The sequence below is a fragment of the Lyngbya sp. CCAP 1446/10 genome, from assembly GCF_026130175.1.
Classification (GTDB): domain Bacteria; phylum Cyanobacteriota; class Cyanobacteriia; order Cyanobacteriales; family Microcoleaceae; genus Microcoleus.
In genome coordinates this window covers 125,493-147,778 of the sequence record NZ_JAIGNI010000006.1, presented here as the reverse complement: position 1 = coordinate 147,778, position 22,286 = coordinate 125,493, and the positions used below count along the sequence as shown (strand labels likewise).

Annotated in this window: 19 protein-coding genes; 11 read left to right on the top strand and 8 right to left on the bottom strand. The window is 45.8% G+C overall.

The window, feature by feature from the left end:
* Positions 1-743: 743 nt before the first annotated feature.
* Entirely contained in the window at positions 744-1,430 is a 687-nt protein-coding gene (bchM, locus tag K4039_RS04980) for a magnesium protoporphyrin IX methyltransferase (RefSeq protein ID WP_265234022.1), read from the bottom strand.
* Between the two features lie 307 nt (positions 1,431-1,737).
* Complete coding sequence (gene nagA / locus K4039_RS04975; RefSeq protein WP_265234021.1) at positions 1,738-3,009, bottom strand: N-acetylglucosamine-6-phosphate deacetylase; 1,272 nt, start codon at positions 3,007-3,009, stop codon at positions 1,738-1,740.
* A gap of 205 nt (positions 3,010-3,214) precedes the next feature.
* Between nagA and purE the strand changes: the two genes are divergently transcribed.
* The 7 genes from purE (at position 3,215) to K4039_RS04940 (ending at position 10,993) form a co-directional block, all read left to right on the top strand.
* The gene (gene purE, locus K4039_RS04970; RefSeq protein ID WP_265234020.1) at positions 3,215-3,742 is read left to right on the top strand and encodes a 5-(carboxyamino)imidazole ribonucleotide mutase; all 528 of its coding nucleotides are present in this window, start codon (positions 3,215-3,217) and stop codon (positions 3,740-3,742) included.
* A gap of 76 nt (positions 3,743-3,818) precedes the next feature.
* Entirely contained in the window at positions 3,819-5,420 is a 1,602-nt protein-coding gene (locus tag K4039_RS04965) for an ammonium transporter (RefSeq protein ID WP_336798485.1), read from the top strand.
* Positions 5,421-5,954: 534 nt separating this feature from the next.
* Positions 5,955-6,860 carry an SGNH/GDSL hydrolase family protein gene (locus K4039_RS04960; RefSeq protein WP_375339784.1) on the top strand — a complete coding sequence of 302 codons (906 nt, stop codon included), beginning with the start codon at positions 5,955-5,957 and terminating at the stop codon, positions 6,858-6,860.
* Positions 6,861-6,972: 112 nt separating this feature from the next.
* Positions 6,973-7,575: an IS607 family transposase gene (locus tag K4039_RS04955; protein ID WP_265234018.1), complete on the top strand. Its 603-nt coding sequence runs from the start codon at positions 6,973-6,975 to the stop codon at positions 7,573-7,575.
* Entirely contained in the window at positions 7,572-8,090 is a 519-nt protein-coding gene (locus K4039_RS04950) for a hypothetical protein (protein WP_265234017.1), read from the top strand. Before K4039_RS04955 ends, K4039_RS04950 begins: the two co-directional genes overlap by 4 nt.
* Entirely contained in the window at positions 8,029-8,886 is an 858-nt protein-coding gene (locus K4039_RS04945) for a hypothetical protein (protein ID WP_265234016.1), read from the top strand. Before K4039_RS04950 ends, K4039_RS04945 begins: the two co-directional genes overlap by 62 nt.
* Positions 8,887-9,541: 655 nt before the next feature.
* Complete coding sequence (locus K4039_RS04940; RefSeq protein ID WP_321161538.1) at positions 9,542-10,993, top strand: ammonium transporter; 1,452 nt, start codon at positions 9,542-9,544, stop codon at positions 10,991-10,993.
* A gap of 58 nt (positions 10,994-11,051) precedes the next feature.
* On the opposite strand, the gene K4039_RS04935 is transcribed toward K4039_RS04940, so the two are convergent.
* Positions 11,052-11,183 (bottom strand): hypothetical protein, encoded by a 132-nt coding sequence (locus K4039_RS04935; RefSeq protein ID WP_265234015.1) that lies wholly within the window; start codon positions 11,181-11,183, stop codon positions 11,052-11,054.
* Positions 11,184-11,419: 236 nt separating this feature from the next.
* Between K4039_RS04935 and K4039_RS04930 the strand changes: the two genes are divergently transcribed.
* On the top strand, positions 11,420-12,625 hold the full coding sequence (locus K4039_RS04930; RefSeq protein WP_265234014.1) for a 4-hydroxy-3-methylbut-2-enyl diphosphate reductase: 1,206 nt from the start codon (positions 11,420-11,422) through the stop codon (positions 12,623-12,625).
* Positions 12,626-13,125: 500 nt separating this feature from the next.
* Here the strand turns inward: K4039_RS04930 and K4039_RS04925 are convergent, their stop codons facing one another.
* Positions 13,126-14,160 (bottom strand): transposase, encoded by a 1,035-nt coding sequence (locus tag K4039_RS04925; RefSeq protein WP_321161537.1) that lies wholly within the window; start codon positions 14,158-14,160, stop codon positions 13,126-13,128.
* Positions 14,078-14,434, bottom strand: a complete 357-nt coding sequence (locus K4039_RS29755; RefSeq protein WP_321161536.1) for a helix-turn-helix domain-containing protein — start codon at positions 14,432-14,434, stop codon at positions 14,078-14,080. Before K4039_RS29755 ends, K4039_RS04925 begins: the two co-directional genes overlap by 83 nt.
* 243 nt (positions 14,435-14,677) lie before the next feature.
* Between K4039_RS29755 and K4039_RS04920 the strand changes: the two genes are divergently transcribed.
* Complete coding sequence (locus K4039_RS04920) at positions 14,678-14,929, top strand: CHASE3 domain-containing protein (protein WP_265234013.1); 252 nt, start codon at positions 14,678-14,680, stop codon at positions 14,927-14,929.
* A gap of 386 nt (positions 14,930-15,315) precedes the next feature.
* The gene (locus K4039_RS04915) at positions 15,316-15,813 is read left to right on the top strand and encodes a hypothetical protein (RefSeq protein ID WP_265234012.1); all 498 of its coding nucleotides are present in this window, start codon (positions 15,316-15,318) and stop codon (positions 15,811-15,813) included.
* Positions 15,814-15,877: 64 nt separating this feature from the next.
* Here K4039_RS04915 and K4039_RS04910 read toward each other — a convergent pair whose 3' ends face one another.
* From K4039_RS04910 to K4039_RS04900, 3 genes are all read right to left on the bottom strand, one after another.
* Positions 15,878-16,243, bottom strand: coding sequence for a response regulator transcription factor (locus K4039_RS04910; RefSeq protein ID WP_039886668.1), 366 nt, complete (start codon positions 16,241-16,243; stop codon positions 15,878-15,880).
* Positions 16,244-16,561: 318 nt separating this feature from the next.
* Positions 16,562-18,898, bottom strand: coding sequence for a tyrosine-protein kinase family protein (locus K4039_RS04905; RefSeq protein WP_265234011.1), 2,337 nt, complete (start codon positions 18,896-18,898; stop codon positions 16,562-16,564).
* 136 nt (positions 18,899-19,034) lie between these two features.
* On the bottom strand, positions 19,035-20,516 hold the full coding sequence (locus K4039_RS04900) for a polysaccharide biosynthesis/export family protein (protein ID WP_265234010.1): 1,482 nt from the start codon (positions 20,514-20,516) through the stop codon (positions 19,035-19,037).
* Positions 20,517-20,823: 307 nt separating this feature from the next.
* Here K4039_RS04900 and K4039_RS04895 point away from each other — a divergent pair, with 307 nt between their 5' ends.
* Positions 20,824-22,242, top strand: coding sequence for an O-antigen ligase (locus tag K4039_RS04895; RefSeq protein ID WP_265234009.1), 1,419 nt, complete (start codon positions 20,824-20,826; stop codon positions 22,240-22,242).
* Positions 22,243-22,286 lie beyond the last annotated feature (44 nt).

The following is a 22,286-nucleotide window of genomic DNA, read 5'->3' as shown; positions in this document are numbered from 1 at the left end:
AAGGCGATGGACATTTTCATGTCTCTGGTTGCGACTACTCGTAAATTAGGAATTAGCTTTTTTGAATATATGCACGATCGTATTTCTCACCTGGGAAATATTCCAGAGCTAGGGACGATCATTCGTGAACAATCTTCGCTTTGTTCTTTCGGTGTGTCCTGGGATTATTGAAGAAATTTCCCCAAATATAACTGCTCTGAATTATCGGCACTTGATTACTTTATTAAGTGTCGTATAGCAATCCGAGCTGAGCCTCAATAGATAACCACCGCTTGTCTTGCTATACTCCATGTCTAGAAAGAATTTCAAGATTTCCCGAAGCAGAAAATCAATGAGGATTGCCATATAAACCCACGGTAAATTGTGACTGTCTCAAAAAGACTGTGACATCCTTGATTTCATGATCGATCATACATTATTTAAATCAAAATTTAGCGGTCAAGCAGTAAATGCGTGATTTTTGTGGCTGAATTAAGATATTTGTAGAATCAAATAAGTTATACACTGTCGAAAAATTAAGATTTACCGCAACTTATTGAGCGGATACGAAATAAAGAACCTTTCTGTAGGGTGTGTACTGCGCACCTTACCCTTATTAGTAATTGTGAGGTTGAAGGTAGAAAGAATAAGGAAGAAGGCAGAGGAAAAAATAAGCTAATTGTTGATATCGAAGGTGTTCGGTAAGGTGCGCGGTGCGCACCCTGCGTTTATGAAAAAGTCGCTTTTTTACCGATATTTTTACCCTATTTGCGCACAGCTTCCAGCAAGCGAGAATAGTAAAAGCTAGTGCTATTCATGGCTGTTCTGTTAATCACAAATCCGTTGCTTTCTAAGATTTTGATAATATCTGCTTCGCGGTGCTGGTAAGCGCGAGTAGTTTTGCTTGGCCCTGGGAAAAGTTCGCCAAATTTTTTGAGGGCGGTAAGTGCTATAGTTTTGGGGGCAAAACTGAGAATTAGTCGCGATTGGGCGATCGAGCTTAGGTGAGCGATCATTTCCGCAGCCTTACTTTGAGGATAGTGGATCAGCACGTCCAAACAAATAACCGTATGGAATTTGCCCGTTAAGGCTTCTAAATCTTGGGTGGCGAAAGATATGTTGTAGAGCTTGCCGGGAACTGCTGTCGATCGATCGTAGGCTTCTGCTACCATCTTTTCAGAGATGTCGCTAGCACAAACAATTGCCCCAGCGTCAGCCAAAGGAATGCTCAGAGATCCCACACCGCAGCCGGCATCGCAGATACCAAGCCCGCGCAGATTGCCGTCAGCTTCCAGCCATTCGATGACTGTATCCACCGTTTTCTGATGCCCGGTGCGGATGTCTAGCTGCACTTTGTTGACTTTGCCATCGCCGTAAATTCGCTGCCAGCGATCGAATCCCGTCGAGTTAAAATACTGTCTAACTATAGTCTTGTCGTCTACCAAATTCATCGATCTGCCTACTGCTGAGTTATTGCCAACGGTTAGATATTATAGCAGAAGTCATTAGTCATTAGTCATTAGTCATCAGTCATTAGTCCTTAGTCATCAGGAAGAAGGAAGAGGTTCGAGGCAAGAATCAATCAAACGCAAGCATTTCAGCTATTTAGAACGTCCTAATTGTCTGGTGCGATTGGTATTGTACAGCACTCAGGCTCGGAAAACGCGCCAGCAAGTTAGAGCAATTAATTTGAAATGGGATACATTAAATTGTAGATAAAAATCTCCAATCTCCAATTTCCAATCTCCAATATCCAATCTAAAATAGTCTGTGCCAAGTCAATTCTTTTGTCGCCGCATTTAAATTCCAGCGTAACAATTGAGTTGCCGATTTGCCGATAATTCCCGAAAGTCCGTTAGCTAAGCCCGCCCCTACGGGGGCTACGCCCTCGAAGAGGATCGCCTTTCTGGGAGATTCAGTTGCTAGGGCGATCGCACTTTCAACATCGCAAATCCCCCACTTCACCAAATTCTGCACTCCCGCCAACAGCGGCAGAGTTGTACCTGCCAAAGTAGCAGATTCCAGTGGGGTGTGATAATCTAATGTTACCCAAGCCGTACCTTTTCTGACTTCAATTTGTCTGGAATCCCAAGGATAAACACCGTCAGGCAAACCCAAAGGAGCCAAAGCATCGCTCACTAAAAAAATGCCTGTTTCGTACCTAGCAGCGCGCAGCAAAAAATCAATCATTGTCGGAGAAACGTGCTTTCCGTCAGCAATTAAACCGCATTTTACACCCGGATAAACGATCGCCGCTCCCAACAAACCCGGTTCTCGGTGGTGTAAACTCGGCATCGCATTAAAAGCGTGAGTTACCATTGAAGCTCCTTGCGCAAATGCTTGCTCTGCTTGCTCTGCTGTCGCTTGGGAGTGTCCGAGACTAACGGCAATTCCCAAACTTTGCAAATAGGGAATGACTTCGCCAGTGCTGTCTAACTCCGGTGCTAAAGTAATTATTTTGACAATATCGGCACAATCTCCTAAAACTTGCTTGACATTTTCTATAGTTAGCGGTAGTAAAAACTCAACTGGGTGAGCTCCTCGCTTCTGGGGATTGAGAAAAGGCCCTTCGAGGTGAACGCCGATAATTTCGGCTGTTTTGGATTGATTGGTTGCGGGAGCCGTAGTTTTGGCAATGCGGATATAATCAGCTATCGTCGAGAGCGATCGCCTAAACTTATCGAGCGAAGTTGTCAGCAAAGTCGGCAAAAAAGCATCGACTCCCTGATTCCATAAAAATTGACAAATTTTCGGTAAAATTTCAAGATGTTTGCTTTCTAAATCTGGGAAAGCTAAACCGAGCGCCCCGTTAATCTGCAAGTCAACACCGCCCAGAGAAACCCAATCTCCGGCTGCATCAAGCACTTGCAAATCGGGAGGACAAATCCGTTTAAATATTTTGTCCATCGAGCAAATTTCTTGAATGATGCCCGTTTTGTCAATAGCAAGCATTTGCAAATCCTTGCAACCGGGGACGCGAGCATTGAGAATATCTATGGGGGCGGCAGTTGGGGTTGTGGCTTCAGTCATCCGATTTTAGATTTTAGATTTTAGATTTGCTCGCCGAGATAAATCTGCGGGCTCGTGATCAGGATGTGGAGATTTTTGCTTTCTGCACTCTTGGCTTGTGACCAAATTGCTTTCGAGCATCCGTTTGGCTACAAAATATCTAAATTTTAGTTAACGCCATAATTTAAAATTACCATTAATCTGAAATCTCATATCTTAAAATTGCATGAATGAACCGACAGTTGGAATTATCATGGGTAGCGATTCGGATTTGCCTACCATGAAAGATGCGATCGCAATTTGCGAAGAATTCAATGTACCTTGCTCCGTAGCAATTGTCTCCGCCCACCGCACCCCCTCGCGCATGGTGGAATATGCCCAAACCGCCCACCAACGGGGATTGAAAGTAATTATTGCAGGTGCTGGAGGAGCAGCGCACCTTCCGGGTATGGTGGCATCTTTAACGCCTTTGCCGGTAATTGGCGTGCCGATAGCGAGCCGCCACCTGCAAGGGATAGATTCCCTGTACTCGATCGTCCAAATGCCAGCCGGGATACCGGTGGCAACAGTAGCGATCGGCAATGCTAAAAATGCCGGCTTGCTGGCAGTTCAAATATTAGCAGTTTCTCAGCCAGAATTGCTAGATCGAGTCCTCGCGTACCGCAAAAACTTGTCCGAATCTGTAATGAATAAACAAAATCAGCTAGAAAATGTAGGTTATCAGGAGTATCTCAATCTGAACAAAAATCTATAAACTTCTGTAGTAGAATTGGAAAGTTTTCGGGTTCTTACCGATCGCAACATTTGTAAAAAGGGCGAAAATGATCAAAATGACTGTCGGGAAAAAAAAATCGAAACAATTCAGGCGGGAGTCTTTGGATTTACCAGCCGCGAAATCTTTTACAAAAGTTAACAGGTTCCAGAAATTACAAAAGGCGATCGCCCGCCTGAGACCGAGTTGGCAAGCCTGTATTCCTTTAGCTGCCATCATCGTCTTGATGTGGGGATATGCAGCGGTAGCCCAAACCCCTCCCACGCCAACCACAGAGGAACAATTGGCCAGCCTCAAGGTGGGCATGGATACCATGTGGGTGATGATAGCTGGGATGCTAGTGTTCTTTATGAACGCCGGTTTCGGGATGTTGGAAACTGGTTTTTGCCGCCAAAAAAATGCCGTTAACGTGCTCTCCAAAAACTTGATTGTTTTTGCACTTTCTACGATCGCATTTTGGGCGATCGGCTTTGCGTTAATGTTCAGCAACGGCAACGGTTTTATCGGCAGCAGCGGCGGATTTTTCCTGTGGAATGTAGCTGACAACAGCCCCGCTACAGGAGATGCCTATCAAGGCATTTTCACTGCCTTAAATTGGACGGGAGTCCCCCTCAACGCTAAATTCTTTTTCCAATTAGTTTTTGCGGGAACTGCTGCCACGATCGTTTCTGGGGCCGTGGCAGAGCGAATTAAATTCCTTGAATTTTTAATTTTCTGCTTGTTGTTAGTAGGCATTGCTTACCCGATTACCGGACACTGGATTTGGGGTGGCGGCTGGCTGGCAACAGCCGGATTCTGGGATTTTGCCGGTTCGACAGTGGTTCACTCGGTAGGCGGTTGGGCTGCTTTGATGGGAGCGGCATTTCTTGGGCCGCGGATGGGCAGGTATCGCAACGGCGATACTGTGGCGATGCCGGGACACAATATGAGCATTGCCACTCTGGGCTGTTTGATTCTGTGGTTGGGTTGGTTCGGGTTTAATCCCGGTTCGACAATGGCTGTCGATCCAAATGCGATCGCCCACATTGCAATTACCACCAACACCGCCGGCGCCTTCGGAGGCGTTGCTGCCACGATTACAGCTTGGCTGTACCTCGGCAAACCAGACCTTTCGATGATTATCAACGGCATCCTCGCCGGCCTAGTCGGAGTGACAGCGAGCTGCGCTTGGGTCAACGTCCCCAACTCTGCCATGATCGGCGCGATCGCCGGCATCCTGGTAGTTTTCTCCGTAACTTTCTTCGACAACTTGAAAGTTGACGATCCTGTAGGGGCAACTTCAGTTCACTTAGTCTGCGGTATTTGGGGAACTCTGGCAGTTGGTTTGTTTGCTGACGGCCCTACAACTGGAATTTATACCGCTGGGCCGAAAGCGGGATTGCTAGTAGGGGGAGGCTTCGATCAATTATTACCACAGTTGATCGGTATTATCTCTGTAGGCGGGATGACCGTGCTGCTGAGTACGATTTTTTGGGCTGCACTCAAAGCTTTGTTGGGTATCCGCGTTTCTGCTGTTGAGGAAGCTGAAGGTTTGGATATCGGCGAACACGGGATGGAAGCTTACAGCGGGTTCGTGAAGGAAACTAACTCGGGCAACAGAACAGAGGGCAGCTACGGCGGTTATTCTGAGGGTGCTGGGGACAGGACTACCAAACTTTAGAGCAAAACTGTAAAGCGTGGGACGATCGACTTTCTTCAGCTTTCTAGCCCTAGATGAGCCATTTGTACATCTAGGGCTAGATTCTGAAAAACCACAATCTGAAATCCCCCGCCCACAGATGCAGTGCCGATCGCACTCTTGAGCCTTTTAAACCCGGTTGATCGTTCTCAGTTGCTTGCTCAAATCGCGCAATTACGTTAACAAATCGGGTTGCTGATTCTAGGCTACTAGGTTAGGAAAGAAAAAAATGTAACTTGATAGAAGCTTTAAATCCTCATGGAGTACATCATTCCCCAATTTAAAATGTCAAATCTCAAATCTCAAATCGCCTGATGTCTGCGCCAGAAAGTTTGGCAGTCAGATTTTTTATGGTAAAGTAGTGCCAAAAAGCAAAGTTCTGCATCGCCGTCACGCCCAACACAGCACAGTGCTTGATTCTTACCAGAATTGAGTGAGGCGAAAATTGAACGGTAAAATTTGATGCAGCAATCAGTGCTAATTATTCGGTGTGGTGTCTGCAAATCGCTTGAGTTTATGGAGAAGTTTGGAGGAGTTAGCAGAAGTAGAACTCATAAATCCCTCTTGGGGATGGAAGTTAGCCGATCGAAAACAGTTCCGGTTTGGGCTTTGCTATCTCTGCTAACGAACGGGATACTGATACTCGCAGTCGCTCAACTGCTGCGGGGACAAAACTTGACAGAAAGCTCTCCTGCGAGTGCTGCGGTAACGGCAGAAGGCACTGAGGAACTAATTCGACAGCCGACGACAACGACAAACTCTGCAAAGGCAGTGTCAGACTTGCCTGTTGCCGGGCCGCGACACAAATGGTCTTACCAGCAGTGGGTGACGCAGTTGGGGCGGGAAGCTGAGGCTGCGGCGGCCAATCGCCCCCCAAAACTTAGTGTTTTGGCTGGGGATTCTCTGAGTATGTGGTTTCCGACGAAGCTGTTACCGCCCGATCGCATTTGGCTAAATCAAGGGATTTCGGGAGAGACTTCCGTGGGTTTGCTGAAGCGGTTGCAGTTGTTCGATCGAACTCTGCCCGATACAGTGTTTGTGATGATCGGGATTAACGATTTGTTGCGGGGGGCCAGCGACGAAGGGATTTTGAACAACCAGCGACAGATTATCCGCGATTTGCGGTGGGCTCACCCGAAAGCACAAGTGGTGGTGCAATCGATTTTGCCGCACAGTGGGGAACAAGCAACTTGGGAAAATCGCGATCGACTGTTGGCGATTCCTAACAGTCGGATTCGCGCCATCAATCGGCGGCTGAAAGAAATTGCTAGTTCTGAAAATGTTTCCTATCTGGATTTGCAGCCGCTGTTTGCGGATGCTGACGGCAATTTACCAATCGAACTGAGCACAGACGGCCTGCACCTGAACGATCGAGGTTATCTGGTTTGGCGATCGGGCTTGCAGATGTTCGGCCAAATGTAGTTGAAAAATTAGTTAGAAGGAAGAAGGAAGAAGGAAGAGGGTAAGTCTGCTGATGCAAAATAGCTAGCTATATCTCTTCATATCTACTCATTTTCTATGTTATAATCAGAAAATGAGTAAGGTATCCATTTCTGAAGCGGCAAAACTAAAGGGAGTAAGCGTTTCAACCTTGAGACGTTGGGAGGCGGAGGGAAAACTCGTACCAGAACGCACTGAGAGCGGTCATCGCAGGTACGATATTGCCAAACTGATAGGTGTTAAAGCCGAACTATCTTATACGATTGGCTATGCGAGAGTCTCCAGCCACGACCAAAAAGAAGATCTAGTTCGCCAAAAGCAAGTAATCGAATTGTTCTGTGCTACGAATGGATGGCAGTTCGAGACAATTGAAGATCTCGGCAGTGGGATGAATTACAACAAAAAAGGTTTGAAAAGACTAATCAAACTCATTATAGATGCCAAGGTAGAGAGACTGGTCTTAACTCATAAAGACAGGCTACTCAGATTTGGGGCTGAGTTGATATTTAGTCTGTGCGAACATTTTGGAACAGAAGTTGTGATCATCAATCGGACAGAAGATGCTAGTTTTGAAGAAGACTTAGCATCAGATGTATTGGAAATAATTACTGTCTTTTCCGCTAGACTTTACGGAAGTCGCAGCCCTAAAAACAGAAAAATTGTTGAAGAATTAAAAGAGGTAGCCAAGAAGATATGAGCATCTTAACTTACTGTAAAGGACTACCCACTCCAATTGAAGAACTAAATCCAATTGGATTTATAAACCTCGAAATATTGTTGACATCATTTAGCCAGATATCGCACTCAGCTACTTGTGAAACTGTCAACCATTTACTGAATTTGACAGACAAATTTGACCAAAGCAAGTGGAACACTTATCTTCAGATTAAATACCGAATTAACAAACGTCAAGCACGTGGAGTTATCGCCTTAGCCCAAGGTAAAGTTGAGAGCGCAAAAAAATGTCGAAAAAACCATATCAAACAGTTAGAAGCCAAGCTCAAGTCAGCTAAGAAATGGATAAGTAAAGCAACCAAAAAACTTAAATTGCGACAGAAATTCTATGCTAAGAAAGACTGGATTGATTCAAAGACTGGTTGTAATTTTCCACTCAGTTCTAGCATCTTCTCGCGCGTTACTAACTGGCAGTGTGAATGGTTCAAAATTGCACCACAAGCAAAGGTATATTCACACTCTCGTCAACCGAATTAAGCACCTCAAGTTAGCTTCACTTCGAGTTAAAGTACAGCATGGCGAAGTGTTTATTGTTGGCTCTAAAAATGAGAGCTACGGCAACCAATCTTGTCAATGGGATGGTGATAAGTTGACAATGAGAGTTCCTTACTGCCTAGAGGATTCTTTTGGCAAAACAGTTAGTTCAATCATTGGTAATTTCCACCGAAATATTGATAGATTGCCAAACACTGGTGCTAAAACTTGGCACTTTTACCGTAAGGATGGACGGTGGGTTGTTGCAGTTCAATTTACTGCTACACCAGTACCTAAAGTTAGCCGCCAAATTCAATATGGTTGCATCGGTATTGACATGAATCCTGGTTCAATTGGCTGGGCATATATCGATACCTGTGGCAATCTAAAAGCACAGGGGACTATCCCATTGCAAACAGGCTTACCAACGGTCAAGCAGGATGCTCAAATTGTTGATGCTTGTCTTCAATTGGCAATATTAGCCACTACTTATGCTTGTCGGGTTGTGTGTGAATCCCTGGATTTTTCGACTAAGAAAACTCAACTCAGAGAGCGAGGTCGAAAGTATGCTCGAATGTTATCTGGTTGGGCTTATAGTCGTTTTTATCAATTACTGGAGTCAATTTTATCCAATCGTGGCATCTCTTTATTTACCCGCAATCCAGCCTATACCAGCTTAATTGGTTTGGTTAAATATGCTCGAATATATGGATTATCTTCTGATGTTGCCGCTGCAATTGCGATGGCGCGTCGTGGTATGAATTTGAGTGAAAGATTGCCTCGCTCTGTGTCCATCTAGGGGTGAACCCTAGAAAGCACGTCTGGAGCGGGTTAAACCAACTGCATAAATTCAATGGTCAATGTGCTGTAGTTAATCGTCGTCACGATTACTATAACATCTCTAACTGGGCGGATTTGGTTATGGCTGATGTCGAGCGAGTCGCTAGTAATAGCAAAAGTCGGGCATCTTCCAAGCGTAAGCGTTAAATCTGATTGACTTAAAGTTACACCGTAGACTTATCCCTACTAATTTACTCGATGGGTAGATTTAGTTAGGTTTTTACAAGCGGAAGAAAAATGCTCCCACTCCCGAACTCTCCCCCTATCCCACTCTCCCCAACACCGATTACTCTGCTTCCACAGGTTATGTCAAGTACATCGGGATAGATTAAGCAAATATGATTCTTAGCATTTAGTATATTCTGATACAGAATAACTATTTGTACAAATGGTGCAATCCATAAGGCACATACTATTGGATTGATACTTGACAAATTTAGATGAGTCCGGATATAGGAAGTTCGGGAGTTGAGGATTTGGGAATTATCTATTAAAGATTGGTTCCGCTAAAACAGGGACTTAAAACCAAATAACTATTGCATCTAAAATCCTCGCATCTAAAATCGGCTCGGTCTTCCCTAAAAATTGCTGACTATTTAGAAGGTGAAAGTAACGTGATCAAAAAAAGTTTTACGATCGGCATCCTCGCACTGTGGCTATTAAGCTGGCCGCTGATGAACAGTGCCTTAGCTCAAGATGCTCCTCCCCCTGCGGCTATTGCGGCGGTGGTGGCGAATCCGATCGACACTGGCGATACAGCCTGGATGTTAGTGTCATCAGCACTGGTACTGCTGATGACACCGGGGCTTGCGTTTTTCTACGGGGGACTGGTGCGATCACGCAACGTCCTCAACACCATGATGATGAGCTTGGTGATGATGGGACTGATCGGCGTCACGTGGACGCTGTGGGGCTACAGCTTAGCTTTTGATGTCACCCCCGGTAGTCTGGATGCTAAAGGGTTCGGCCAAGGACTCGAAACCTTCATCGGCGGCTTCGACTGGATGTTTTTGAACGGCGTCGTCGCCGACAAACCAGATCCGATCGGCTACGCACCGACAATACCCCACCAAGTCTTCATGGTTTACCAAATGATGTTCGCCATCATCACTCCAGCATTGATTTCCGGGGCGATCGTCGAACGGGTAACATTCAAAACCTACTTCTGGTTCGTGCTGCTGTGGTCTACCTTCGTCTACTCACCTTTAGCCCACTGGGTTTGGGGTAGAGGCTGGCTGGGGGCGATCGGAGCATTAGACTTTGCCGGCGGCACAGTCGTCCACATCAGTTCCGGCGTATCTGCGGTAGTCGCAGCTTGGATGATCGGGCCCCGCAAAGACCACTTGAACAACCCCCACACCCCCCACAACGTACCCTACGTCTTGCTGGGAATTGGGTTGCTGTGGTTCGGCTGGTTTGGCTTCAACGGAGGTAGCGCCTTGGGTTCTGGTTCCTTAGCCACAGTGGCTTTTGTCACCACGATGATTGCTACAGCAGGCGGCGGCTTAACTTGGACAATCCTGGAATGGGTGCTCAGAGGCAAACCGACAGCAGTCGGAATTGCCAGCGGCTTCCTAGCGGGACTTGTAGGCATCACACCGGCGGCGGGATTCGTGCTACCAGTAGGAGCGGTTTTGATCGGATCGATCACTTCAGTTTGCTGCTTCTTTGCCGTTAGCTTCCGGGCTAAGCTGGGGTTTGACGACTCTTTGGATACCTTCCCGATTCACGGAGTCGGCGGTACTGTAGGCGCGATTCTGACTGGCGTGTTTGCCACTAAAGTAGTTAACGCTGCCGGAAATGACGGGCTGTTTGCCGGGAATCCGGGGCAAATCGTGACCCAGTTTGTAGGCGTTCTAGCTACTTACGTGTTTGCGGCTGTCGGCACTTTTGTGATCCTGAAGATTTTGGCGCTATTTATGGAACTGCGAGTGTCCTCATCTGCTGAAGACCAAGGTTTGGATATCGGCCAACACGGGGAAGAAGCTTACGGTGAGGATTTTGCCGGCGGTTTCAGTTCCTTTGAATCTGGTTCTCCTTTTGCGCCTAAAAAGGTGGGAAGCTGATTTTTAAGGGTAAGTTCGATCGTGTAGAGATGCAGTTATCTGCGTCTCTACGCTTTTTTTAAGTTTTTTTAACGAACTGATCAAAGTCGCGCCCGTCACAGCGGCGCATCAGCACTCCGGGAACGAAAATCCGGCACAGCATATAGCCATTTTTGCCGGATTTGCCCGATCGCAGCACTTGTGGCGGCACGGGTTAGCCTGCTGCGATCGACGTTCGTAACTGATAAAATGATTGCTATATTCCCTGTTCGCTACTAAATCCAATAATACCAGTTTCAAAAAAGAATGTAACTGCATACAAGCCGCAAACCCTTATGCAGTAATTCATTCCAATCTAAAATCTAAAATCTAAAATCGTATAATCCCGATCGCACCCAGGCCTTCTAAAATCAAAGGTAATTAACCTAAATTTCAACTCGATACCGCATGGATACTAAAGCTTTTAAACGATCGCTCCAACAGTCCGAAAACTACCACCGCAAGGGTTTTGGACACCAAGCTGAGGTAGCTGAGGTGATGCAGACGGCTTATCAAAGCAGTCTGATCCAGCAAATTCGCGACAACAATTACAGGCTGCAACGCGGCGCAGTCACTATCCGGCTGGCTGAGGCTTTTGGCTTTTGCTGGGGGGTGGAACGCGCTGTAGCTATTGCTTACGAGACTCGCCAGCACTTCCCCTCGGAACGGATTTGGATTACTAATGAGATTATTCACAATCCTTCTGTAAATCAGCATTTGCGCGATATGGAAGTGGGTTTTATTGCTGTTGAAAAGGGACTGAAAGATTTTTCGGTTGTCGATAGTGGCGATGTGGTAATTTTACCTGCTTTTGGCGCTAGTGTCCAAGAAATGCAGTTGCTGAACGATAAGGGCTGCAAGATTGTTGATACTACTTGTCCTTGGGTTTCTAAGGTTTGGAATACTGTTGAAAAGCACAAGAAGAAAGATTATACTTCGATTATTCACGGTCAATACAAGCATGAGGAAACTGTTGCTACCAGTTCTTTTGCCGATAAGTATTTGATTGTGCTGAATTTGCAGGAAGCTGAATATGTCAGCAATTATATCTTGCACGGTGGCGACAGAAATCAGTTTCTTACTAAGTTTAGTAAGGCTTATTCGGCTGGTTTTGACCCGGATCTGGATTTGGTAAGTGTCGGGATCGCTAACCAAACTACTATGCTCAAAACTGAAACTGAGAATATTGGTAAATTATTTGAAAAGACGATGATGCGGAAGTTTGGCCCGGAGAATCTTAATGAACATTTTCTGAGTTTTAATACTATCTGCGATGCGACTCAGGAACGGCAAGATGCTATGTTGGGTTTGGTTGAGGAGAAGTTGGATTTGATGCTGGTGATTGGGGGTTTTAATTCTTCTAATACTACGCACTTGCAGGAGATTGCGATTCACAAATCTCTTCCTTCTTATCACATTGATTGTGCGGAACGTATTTTACCGGAAAATCGCATCGAACACAAGCCTTTAGGCGGAGATTTGGTCGTAGCTGACAATTGGCTGCCTGATGGTAATATTGTTGTGGGCGTGACTTCCGGTGCTTCGACTCCTGATAAGGTGGTTGAGGATGCGATCGATCGCATTTTGGCGATGAAATCCACTGTTATTGCGTAATTTTCTGGTTCGCCACTGCACTCGGGGTCATCATTTTCGGCGTGCAGTGCGATCGTCTCTCTTGCAAACAGACTATAAACTCCAATTGCTTTTTATTCCCTCTCCCATCTGAAAATTATCCGCGTTAATCTGCGTTCATCTGCGGTTCGTTTCCCTAGCAATTTCTCCCCTGAGTCCTAAAATTTATTTTTAATAAAAAAAAATAAATTGCCTTTTTTTTCGGGTAAAAAGCTTGACGCGGGTGGATTGACAAGGTATTATTAAATGATGGGAATAGTGGCAATTTTTAAATTCAAGTCACCACTTCCATTATCTAAAATATACCGCAAAAATCAACCAAAATCAATAGGTAAAAACTCCTTTTTTCCTGCCACGATTTGAAAGACTCAAAGCAACAAAAGCGATGCTACAGAACATGGCGAATTAAGCTTGGCTGGCAGCGAGAGATGGCCTGTTTGCCGTCTCCAACTTAAGGAGGATGCGAGGGGAGCGAGAGTGAACTACCCGACTCTCATCCTACGGATAGAGAGCGGGCTTCCCAATTCAAGAGCAACCGCCTCGACATTAGTAGACTTACGCCCATACTGTTTTGGTCTTACATTGCCTCCAAGGGCAGTAACGCTGGTTCCCAACGCCAATATCCGTAAGCCTTCATTTTTAATATTGATGGCTGCATTAACGTCTCGGTCGTGCCGTTTCCCACAGTGGGGACAATCGAATTCACGGACAGACAAATCCATTTTTGGCAGCGACAGTAAAGTCTCAGAACAAAGGTGCGACGAAGGAAAGAATCGACCTACTTCTAGGTATACTTTACCGAACGCTTCTGCCTTGTATTTGAGCATAGTACAAAACATTCCCCATCCAGCATCGCTGATGGATTTAGCTAGGCAATGATTCTTCACCATGTTCTTTACTGCCAGATTTTCTACGACAATGATTTGGTTTTCATCGACTATCTTACGGGATAGTTTATGTCGGAAATCTTCTCTGACTCTAGCGATTCTAGCGTGGACTTTTGCAACAGCCAATTTAGCCTTACGTCGCTTATTCGTAGTCTTATTTTTTTTGCGAGATAGTTTTTTCTGCTTGCGCTTTAAGTTGCGTTCGTGTTTTTTTAGATGCCGAGGGTTCTGATATTTAGAGCCTTCAGACGTAACAACAAAGTCAAGTAATCCAAGGTCGATGCCGATTGCTTTGCCATCTTCTATCGTCTCAGGTCGAGCAATGCCATCATCCATCAACAATGATGCGTAGTAACGACAATCAGGCATCTTAGACACCGTAACAGTTTTTACAATACCCACCAATTCACGATGAATTTTAGCCTTAACTACCCCAAGATTGCCAGGGAATTTAATCTGATCATGTTCCAAAACTTTAACGTTTTGAGGAAATTGAATCGATTGTTTGCCCTGAGGTTTCTTAAAGGTTGGATAAAGGGCGCGACCATCAAAGAAGTTGATAAATGCCTGAGACAGATTTAGTACCGAAGACTGTAAGGCACTGAGAGTAACACTCTTTGAGCCATTCAAACTCAGTCTTCCAGACTGGAATCTGTTTCTTCATCGTGAAGGCAGAGATACTTTTCCCAGTCTCTTTGTAAGTCTGGGACATCGTAGCCAATGACTGATTCCAAACCCAACGGACACAACCACAAGCTTGCGCCAGATGGTTTTGTTGTTCCTGACTGGGATAGATTCTGACTTTGACTGCTTTCAACACAATGTTGTTTATCACGCTACTGGAACTATGATAACACAATGGATCAGACAATACAAATGCAAAGAATACGGCGAGTCGACCCATGCCCGTTCTCCTTCCGATATCTGCGATTGTTGGGATTGTCAAACGGGCAATCGTCGCTTCGGTCCCATTCATCCCGACGCTCATCCGAAGCGGATTGAGCGCGGGGCTTCTGCTGATCCAGCTAAACTAGAAACAAGATAAATCATCGCAGATTTGAGCCTTAAATTTAGACACTTTCGCCACCGTGTGTGCCCGGACAAAAAAACGATCGCCCACATCCAAGTAAAATAAAAAAAGCAGGACTTGCGTGCCGAGTATTTCAAGAATAAATCGCTGACTCGCCAAATCACCGCAGGCATCGGCATGGCCTTGGGGCTGCTAATTTTCAATGCGGCAACTTCCTACCGCAATACTCTCAAGTTAGTCGAAAACGAACGCTCAGTGAGCCACACTCACCAAGTTTCAACTGAACTCGAAGCCACACTTTCCACGTTAAAAGATGCTGAAACCGGACAGCGCGGTTATTTGCTGGTCGGAGTAATTTATCGGCTTTGAAAGCTGGTTTCGATCGCCATTTGGCTAAACCCGTACCACCCGATGTTTTGGTGGAGGCTGTAGTCAGTTTGAGGCAGCAAGCGGTGACAATTTAAAATAACTCAATTAATAATTGGTAATTGTGTTTGATCGTTCGGAATGCAAGTCCTCATCAAACTTTGAGGACTTGCATTCCGAACGATCAAACCTATAATGCTGATTCACCAAACTCGATCTAGACGGGAACCGCTCAACTCAAAAATACAAATTTTTATATTTTAAAGCAATTGAACTTTTTCTTGTGGGGCGATGCTCTGAGCATCGCCCAAAATATGCAATTTCAAGGCCGATCGACTGATTGGTTTGTGTTAATATGCTAAAATATCCAAAAACCACGCGGTAATTAAGTGGACAAACTTCAGACAGACATCAAAGCAATTTCTTCTCAGATTGAGGCATTGCGCCGGGAACGCCAGCAGCTTAGCATTGGCGCTGCCGCCCCCCTCGGTGATTCGCCTCAAGCGATCGCCGATGCTTACCGCCGTCACGCGAGGGAAACAGCAGAAGTGTCAGCAGAAGTCAAGGGGATAGATGATGCGATCGCTGCTCTGTCTGATCAACTTCATCAGAAACAGCAGCTATCGGTAAACTTGCAAAGAAGGAACCCGATGGAGGAGCAGGTTGAGGAGGGAAGAGTTCTCGCTCGCGGACACGCGGAACGGATTAACGAACTGGCGGGGGAACTGGCTGCGGAAGTGAAGGGACTCAAAGCCATCGCTGACCAAATTAGCCCCAGTTACTGGCAGGTTTATTACAAGCCTTTTATTACTGGTTTTAAGAGTATTTCTGTGCCCTACGTGCGATCGGACGGGGATGTTTGGACTATTGTCAATCGAATAGTTTAGAGAGGCTGCGGGATCAGAAATTGGAACCACTCAAGACATTTTTTTCTGTCCCTCTTCCTCTACTTCAACCGCGCAGCAGTTGCTTAATCGTACCGACCAATTCCTGAGGGTGAAATGGCTTGGCGATGTAAGCATCAGCTCCTTGTTTCATTCCCCAGTAGCGATCGAACTCTTCGCTTTTGCTCGAACACATTACCACCGGCAGATTCTGAGTTTTGGGGTCGCTTTTGAGCCGGCGACAGACTTCGTAGCCGTTCATCCGGGGCATCACGATATCCAGAACGACTAAATCTGGGCGGTTGGCTTTGATTTGCTCTAGAGCTTCTACGCCATCACTAGCTACCGTGACGTTGAGTCCTCTACCTTTGAGCAAGTCAGCGATCATCTCCCGCAGAGTGACGCTATCATCAACAACCATAACTGTACTCATAGAATAATCCCTACCAAGTTTCTGGGTTGAAACGTTCACATTAACGTTTGCATTAACGTTCACCTTCAAAGGTGTCTTTTCCTGATTGAGATTGCGTTCTGCTAGATGTAGTTTACCCACTTTTGCTGATTTCCCAATCATTTTTTAAAGAATTATCGCGAATTTAAAGATCCGCGTAATCTCGGTTGACACACAAGGCTATGTCCGTTAGTCTATCATTTTCTTTCTCAAATGGTACTTTTCTCAAAAAATGACGGTGCAGCTTGCTTGTGCAATTCCGATCGAGGAAGGCGGCGCGCCGCCTGCATCAAAATTTGTCTAATTTTGATTTTTTGTACCTAAAGCGATTTTTTGGTCGTAGAGCGTCTCTAAACCGATCGGGCGCTGGCGATAGCTATGACGGTCGTTTTTGCAGCCGTTAGCCACGATTCCCAAGACGGAAGCTCCAGAAAATTTTAATTCTTCTAAAACTTTGCTAACTTGCGATCGATCTGTTTTACCAATTTGCACCACCATAATCGTAGCGTCGGTGTGAGCTGCGATCAAGTGGGCGTCTGCCAAGCCTGATAGGGGCGGGGTATCATAAATCACTAAGTCAAAAAATGCTTGAAACTGCTCCATCAGATACTGCATTTTTTTGGAAGAAAGCAGCTTGATCGGATCGGCGGGAATTTGGCCGGCGGTAAGTACGAACAAATTCTCTTGGTTGGGCGCTCGCTGAATCGCATCGTTGAGGCTGAGATCTGTGGAGATGGCATCGCCCAGGCCGCGCACGTTCGGCAGTCCTAGCTTAGTATGCAGTTGCGGGCAGCGCAAATCGGCATCTACTAACAATACTCGCTGTCCGACTGCTGCTGCTGTGGCTGCCAGGTGCAAAGCTACTGTAGATTTGCCGTCTCCAGCTACGGCCGAGCTCACTAAGAGCGATCGAATCGCCGTACCTGCACTGAGCAAGTGAATGTTCGTGTAGAGCGATCGAAATGCTTCTAAAAATTGATAGTCTAACTCCCTAAAAATACTTTGCCCCAGCATCGGAGCAGTAGGTGCAGCTTCGAGCGGTTCGAGAACTTGCACTTGCGACTTCGACGACGATCGAGCCGATGTTAGTTTCCTTGGTCTGGCTGGCGGTCTGCGCTTGACTTTTTTGGTAAACGGAATCACCCCTAGCACCGGCAATCTTGTGGCTGTTCTCAGCGATTCTGGAGTGTGGAAAACATTATTTAGCACCTCTACTAGCAAGCCGACTGCTATGCCCAGCAGACTACTTAAAATTACTGCCAGCACTAACTGTTTTTTGGTTTGTTTGACGGTAGCTGTGACAAACTTGCCGAATTTGTCTAGCGGAATTTCTGGAGGATTGATCAGTACCCAAGGTATTTGCTGCTGAGCTGCATCAATCCGCAAAGCTTCTCGTTTTGCCAAAAAGTCTGAAAAACTCTTAGTAACTACTTGCAGTTCCCGCTGTAAATTGTCGTATTGCCGCGTTGTCACTGAAAAATTTCTGATTTTTTGGTTGAGATCTTTTTGTAATTGAGTCATTTCGCGATCGCGCGCCTCAACTTCTTGGATTTGGCTGCTTAAATTTGCCATCACCACTTCTTTGGCTTGTTGACTTGCTGTCAAAATCAGTTCTTCCCGACTTTTTCGCAACGCTAAAACGGGCAAACTGTCATCTCTGTATTGAGCTAATTTTAGGGAGAGGTCTGAGTCTATTTTCTGGATTTGGCCTAAGAGTCCGCCGTAAGCTTGTCCTTGGGTCATCAACACGCCAACTGGGTTATTTTGATTGACTAATTTTTGATAACTTTGGTAGAGAGTACGCATCCCTTTTAACTGTACTTGGAGTCCTACTTGCTGTCCCCGAATGCTTTGAACTTGTTCTGACAGAGATTTTCCCTCTAGCTGGGGGTCAAACAAGTTACTATCCTGCCGCAGTCTTTGGACTTGTAGTTGCAGAACTTCGACTCTTTCTCGGAGCTTGGGCATCTCCATATCTATAAATTTAATGCCTTGATTAATGCCCGTCAGCCGCTGCTGCAAGCTATATTCTAGATAAGCTTTAGAAATTTTATCCAATACGCCATAAATTCTCTTTGGGTCTGAATCTTTGTAGCGAACTTCTAAAATTTTTGTGCCTTGTTGTTTGCCATCTTTTCCGTAGCTGACGCGGCTGATCGACAGTTTTGACATCATTTCGCTGTAGGTCAGGTTGGGATTCCAAGCTCGCAATTCCTGAAGCACTGGCTGCATCATTTTGGGACTGCGCAAAATTCTAATTTGGGTTTCGTAGTCTACTAAGCTAATCCCTTCTATATTAATTTTTGCTAAATCGGCAGCGACGGTGTTGTCTAATTGTTTGGATAGCAAACCTTCAGCGGTGGCTGGTTCTACTAACAGGGAAAAGGAGCCTTCATACTCGAGCGTTATCTTTTTAGAAGTCAGGAAGATCGCTGTTCCGGCAAGGGCGCTCAAAGCAATGGTGGCTGCTGCCATGACCAGGATACGGCGGCGCAGGACTCCTAACAGCCAGGACAAGTCTAGCTTTTCTTCCTCTGTCTCCTCGACAAACCTATCTCTGTAGTTCTGAGCCGAGAAGTCGGGCAGTTTGCCCTTTGATTTAGGTGTGAAGGGTTGGTAATCTTGTCTGCTATCCATATTCAGCCTGGGTATTTTTGAGGTTTATATTTGTGATGTTGATATTTTTGAAGCTGCCACGCCACGACGCCAGAAATCCTATTGTTTAATTTATTCTAGCCTTTCCCACGAATTATCCACCTCACCAGCAACGTTCTTACCTGAATAAATTTCGGAAAACGTTTATAAAATTTAACACTCCGGTAGCTGGTCCGACAGGCCCGACTACAGCGTTCATGCGGTCTACGAAGTTGACGAGACCGCTGCGGGAAACGATAATCATGTCGTTGTTCCGAAGTTGAGGATTTACTTCTTCGTTAATGCCTTGAGTTAAATCAACTTCGATCGTCCGTTTAGTAGCTGTACCGTCGGTATTGAGGCGGACTAGCTCAATTTTATTCCTTTTAGCTCTCGTATTCTCGTAGCCAAAAAAACCTCTAGAAATTAAAGCTTGATTCAGCGTGGCATTAGCTGGGAGCCTGACCGGATCGAGGGCTGTTCTGACTTCTCCTACTACATAAACGTTAATGCCGGGGGGAGCAAAGTTAGTGCTAGCCAGCACGCCAGCTTCTGCGGGGTTGACTATCGTGGCTTTGGGTACGAGGATCGTGTCTCCCTCCTGGAGGATGGTATCTTGGGCGCCGTCGCCGGACTCTAGGAACTGCCACAGGTTGACTGGGATAATTTGTTCGCCTCTTCTGGTGACGCGGCGCACTTGGATTTGCCGGATGTCGGCATCGGAGGTGATGCCCCCGGCTAGCTGAATGGCGCGGATGACGGTGGGGAAGCCTTCGCGACTGGCGTCGTTTGTGGTGTTGCCACCGATGACGACGTAAGCCCCCGGGCGGGTGACTTGGCCGACGATCGAGATCGATCGAGGTTTTTCGGGCGGTGGCGAAAAGTTGGCGATCGCGAATTGGCGCGCTTCTGCTTGGTTGAAGTTAGTGACTGTGGGGATCACAATAGTGTCTCTGTCTTGCAAAATGATATCTTGGGAGATGTCTCCTTCTTGCAAGAATTTCCACAGGTTGACGTTAAGCACTTGATCCGGGCCGTCTGGTTGGGGACGGCGGACACGGATGTTGCGGATGTCGGCGACACCCGTGACGCCTTCTGCGAGTCTAATCGCTTGGGTGACGGTGGGATACTGCACACTCGGCGCGACCCCCGGCCCTGGAGTCAGGGTAATGATGAAGTTTCCGGGCCTGGTGACTTCTCCGATCACGCCGACGTTCAGGGGGCGGGCGGCGACGAGGCTGACTGTGACTACTGGGTCTTTGAGGACGCGCAGGTAGGCGTTGCGGATGATGTTGGTGGCTTCTACTAAGGTGCGGGCGCGGATGGAGATCAGACCGATGAGGGGAAGGTTGACAGAACCGTCTGAGAGGACTTCGTAGCCACGGGTGAGTTCTGGTACTTCGAGTATTTCTACTTGGATGCGATCGCCGCCACCGAGTTTGTAACTTTCGGGCGATCGTCCAACGCCCCCCGATGGTGTTGTGACTGCGCCGGGACGCAATCGTAGTTGCGCCGTTGCACCAAGCGGGAACCCAAGGGAAATACTCGCGCAGGCGATCGTCCACAATGTCAAACTCAAGAGGGGTGCGGTTATTTTTTTGGGGAAATCAGCGTTAACCACAGGCTACCTATTTTATCTGAGGATCATTCACCAGTTTAATCGCTCACCATTGAAATGCCATGTCGATCGCAGATACAAAGAAAAAAAATCATCAAATTTTCTTCCCCTCCCCCCAAAGCACTTATCTAGAAGGCAGAATTAAAAAAAACCTCATTCCCGAACCCCTCTCCTCCTACCCAACCAACAATTTAGATCCGCAGCAGCTTACGTAGAAAGATCGCGGGCGACAACTGCCTCGGTTTATTGTTATTTTGGTGAAATTAGCCCGCTGCTAAATTGATCTTTTTCTCAGAGAGAGTAAATATTTATGGCGAAAATCATTAAGGAACTAATTATCAGCAATAATTTGTTGCTGATTATATTGGGTGTCAGTGGATTGATGATCACTCTGTTCATATTTCAGATAGCCAGCAAAAAAAAATTCGGTGTTACTTTTGAGAAATGGTTTGCTATTTTGTACATTTTCATATCTCCTCACGTCAATGTACCTCCTTTTAATTACCTGCATTTTATCAATCTTACTGAAACTAATGGCGCTATTGTCAATCAGCTTCCTATTGTCTTTTATCCCTGGATAGTATTTATTTTATGTGGAAGATTTATTAAATTTTTCAAAAATCAGTTTGTAGAAGGATTGTCATTTTTGTTGCTGAAAAATCCTGGTTTCTCGCTGTATTGTTTGCTACCAATCACATCGACATTGTGGTCATTAGTTCCTGAAATTACGCTGAAAGCAGGGATAGCATTTACAGGTTTTACTGTTGTTACTTTTTATCTAGGTGCACGATATGAGTGGCACGAACTATCAGGTTTGGTGCGATGGGGCTATACCTCGATCGGTATAGTTAGTTTTTTGCGGCACCCGAATGTGGGACGGGAATTTGCAGGAATTACGAGTCACAAAAATTCTCTGGGCAGCATCATGGTGGTGAGTACAGCACTTTGGTATCTGCACTATTCCCAAGGTGCTAAAACTCAGAAAGAACGCTGGATAGCTCTGGGATTCATGTTGTTTTCCTTTTATTTGGTGAGAGCTACTAGCTCCGGTGGTTCTTTAGTTAATAGTTTGATGCTGATAGTTATAGTATCATCTTTGAGTTTTTTGAGCAAGTTAAAGTTTCAATGGGCATTTACTTCTATTGTCGGTTTTACGGTATTGGGGATCATTTCCAGCGTTTATATAATAGACAATTTAGAGTCCATTGTTGTCGGAGGTTTGGGAAAGGATTTGACTTTGACAGGACGCACGGAGTTCTGGCCACAATTAATCGCGGCAGCCAATCAGCGTCCTTGGTTTGGCTATGGATTTGATGGATTTTTTCAACAAGCTTTACTGGGCGATAAAACCCCAGCTTATTTTGTATATACTCCGAATGGATTTCAACCGAAAACTGCTCATAATGGCGGTATATCAGTATTGCTCTCTTTCGGTTATCCAGGACTCCTACTAATCTTAGTTTCTCTGTTAACCAATCTAATTTTTGCCGTCCGGGAACTGAGCCGACGCCCGCTATCTGAATCGGGAATACCGATTATTTACTTAGTTTTTATTGTTTTGAATAACTTAACTGAAGGTTCTATCGGTGATCTTGGGGATGTGTGGCTTGCCTACGTGTTAATCACAGTTAGACTCAGTATCGATAGTAGCAAATCTCCATCCAGCAACCGCCGCATTTACGGAGGAGATTTGGTGCAGCGAGATCCATCCAGATTGAATCATGATTAACTTGCAGAAGTTAAAAATCGATCGAACTATGATATACTAAATTA

Excerpts from the sequence above, each read along its gene's own strand:
- bchM (WP_265234022.1), bottom strand. The coding sequence starts at position 1,430 with ATGAATTTGGTAGACGACAAGACTATAGTTAGACAGTATTTTAACTCG.
- nagA (WP_265234021.1), bottom strand. The coding sequence starts at position 3,009 with ATGACTGAAGCCACAACCCCAACTGCCGCCCCCATAGATATTCTCAAT.
- purE (WP_265234020.1), top strand. The coding sequence starts at position 3,215 with ATGAATGAACCGACAGTTGGAATTATCATGGGTAGCGATTCGGATTTG.
- K4039_RS04965 (WP_336798485.1), top strand. The coding sequence starts at position 3,819 with ATGACTGTCGGGAAAAAAAAATCGAAACAATTCAGGCGGGAGTCTTTG.
- K4039_RS04960 (WP_375339784.1), top strand. The coding sequence starts at position 5,955 with ATGGAGAAGTTTGGAGGAGTTAGCAGAAGTAGAACTCATAAATCCCTC.
- K4039_RS04955 (WP_265234018.1), top strand. The coding sequence starts at position 6,973 with ATGAGTAAGGTATCCATTTCTGAAGCGGCAAAACTAAAGGGAGTAAGC.
- K4039_RS04950 (WP_265234017.1), top strand. The coding sequence starts at position 7,572 with ATGAGCATCTTAACTTACTGTAAAGGACTACCCACTCCAATTGAAGAA.
- K4039_RS04930 (WP_265234014.1), top strand. The coding sequence starts at position 11,420 with ATGGATACTAAAGCTTTTAAACGATCGCTCCAACAGTCCGAAAACTAC.
- K4039_RS29755 (WP_321161536.1), bottom strand. The coding sequence starts at position 14,434 with ATGGGTCGACTCGCCGTATTCTTTGCATTTGTATTGTCTGATCCATTG.
- K4039_RS04910 (WP_039886668.1), bottom strand. The coding sequence starts at position 16,243 with ATGAGTACAGTTATGGTTGTTGATGATAGCGTCACTCTGCGGGAGATG.
- K4039_RS04905 (WP_265234011.1), bottom strand. The coding sequence starts at position 18,898 with ATGGATAGCAGACAAGATTACCAACCCTTCACACCTAAATCAAAGGGC.
- K4039_RS04895 (WP_265234009.1), top strand. The coding sequence starts at position 20,824 with ATGGCGAAAATCATTAAGGAACTAATTATCAGCAATAATTTGTTGCTG.